The organism is Streptomyces sp. NPDC014727, assembly GCF_043083485.1.
Lineage (GTDB): Bacteria > Actinomycetota > Actinomycetes > Streptomycetales > Streptomycetaceae > Streptomyces.
Genome location: NZ_JBIBYR010000073.1, coordinates 1 through 1,984, shown reverse-complemented (window position 1 = coordinate 1,984; position 1,984 = coordinate 1). Strand labels below are relative to the sequence as shown.

Here is a 1,984-nt window from a genome sequence, read left to right as displayed (position 1 = left end):
AAGCCGTCCGCATAGGGCGAAGGGGGCCAGATGATCGGACACCCGAAGTCGGGAGGTATGCGAAATGCAGAGCGCCGAAACGGTGCTGGGTGTCCTGCGTGAGCGCGGTAGGCGCGGTCTGCCGTGTGAGGAGTTATATCGACAGATGTTCAATCCGCAGTTGTATCTACTGGCTTACGGCCGCATCTACTCCAACAAGGGGGCGATGACGCCGGGGGTCACGCAGGAGACCGTGGATGGTATGTCAACGGGCCGGATCGATCGCATCATTGATGCGATGCGTCACGAGCGCTATCGTTTCCGCCCCGCGAGACGTGTCTATATCCCGAAGAAACAGATTGGGAAGACTCGGCCTCTCGGCCTACCTACCTGGTCGGATAAATTGGTTGGCGAAGTGGTGCGACTCCTGTTGGAGGCGTATTACGAGCCGGTCTTCTCCGGTCGGTCCCACGGATTCCGTCCTCGAAAAGGTTGCCATACCGCGCTGCGTGAAGTGGTCAACACCTGGACGGGGACGACCTGGTTCATCGAGGGCGACATCGCCGACTGTTTCGGGAGCCTCGACCATGAGGCCATGCTCCGGACACTGAGCGAGAAAGTCCACGACAGCCGGTTCCTGCGGCTGGTGCGGAACATGCTGACGGCCGGATACTTGGAGGACTGGACATGGCGCGCGACGCTGAGCGGAGCTCCGCAAGGCGGCGTGGCCTCACCCGTCCTGTCCAACATCTACCTGCACAAGCTGGACACCTACGTCGAGCAGACACTGATCCCGGAATACAACCGAGGACGCCTCCGTGCACGCAGTACGGAATACCGGCGTGTGGAATCGGCGATCGCACGTGCCCGCCGAAGAGGCGACCGAGAAGAAGTGCGGTCTCTCTACAAGCGGCTGCACCGTCTCCCCAGTCAGGATCCCAACGATCCTGACTACCGGAGGCTGCGATACGTGCGATATGCAGATGACACTCTCCTCGGATTTGTCGGACCGAAGGCCGAAGCCGAAGAAATCAAACGGCGTCTGGCGCAGTTCCTGCGTGAAGACCTCAAGCTGGAACTGTCTCAGGAGAAAACGCTGATCACCCATGCCCGAACGGGCAGGGCTCGATTCCTCGGCTATGAGATCTCGACGGCAAGTACGGACCGCAGAACACGGCGACCGTCAGCGACGGACCGGCGCAACCGCCGGTCCCTCAACGGGACGATCGTCCTGCACGTGCCTGCCGCCGTAATCAAGGCCAAATCGGCACCCTTTCTGGCGCGCGGAAAACCCGCTTGTCAGAACTCCCTTGTGAATGAATCTGACCATGTCATTGTCGGAAAGTTCGCCATCGAGTACAGGGGTGTCGTCCAGTACTACCTGATGGCCGGTGACGTCTTCCGGCTTCACCGGCTGCGCTGGGTCATGGAGACAGCAATGCTCCGGACCTTGGCGCGAAAGCACGGCTCCACGGTGTCAAAGATGGCGGCCCGTTTCAAAGCCAAGATCCAGACACCATACGGACCGCGCACCTGTTTCGAGGCTCGCATGCCACGGGACAACAGGAAGGAACTGGTAGCACGGTTCGGAGGGATTCCCCTCAAGCGGCAGAAGGCGGCGGAGTTGACTGACCGTCTGGCGGGTCCTGCCTATCCCCACAAGGAGTTGATCCGTCGACTTCAGGGAAATCGGTGCGATGTTTGCGGTCAAGCTGGTGAGGTGGAGGTTCACCACATCAGGTCGCTCAACGACCTCAGCCGTCTGGACGCCCCGTCCCTCGATTGGATGAATCTCATGGCCAGGCGCCGACGCAAGACCCTCGTGGTCTGCGGTCCCTGTCACGAGCGCATCCACGCAGGGAAGCCAAACACAATTCTCACGCAGTAGTCACTGGAGAGCCGGATGCTCGGAAAGCGGGCCCGTCCGGTTCGGAGGGAGGTCGAGCGGAAAAGGCCCTGCCCAGCAGGGACCTCGCCGCTCGGCCGACCCTACCCGCACCCTCCT

The 1,984-nt window shown here is 61.2% G+C and carries 1 protein-coding gene; it reads left to right on the top strand.

The genetic code is table 11. The features are described from left to right. Positions 1-64: 64 nt before the first annotated feature. Positions 65-1,867 (top strand): reverse transcriptase domain-containing protein, encoded by a 1,803-nt coding sequence (locus ACF1B9_RS37920; protein ID WP_391746960.1) that lies wholly within the window; start codon positions 65-67, stop codon positions 1,865-1,867. The last annotated feature ends 117 nt before the right edge of the window (positions 1,868-1,984 follow it).

Bases quoted from the DNA above. Each gene is read 5' to 3' on its own strand.
- ACF1B9_RS37920 (WP_391746960.1), top strand. From the start codon at position 65: ATGCAGAGCGCCGAAACGGTGCTGGGTGTCCTGCGTGAGCGCGGTAGG.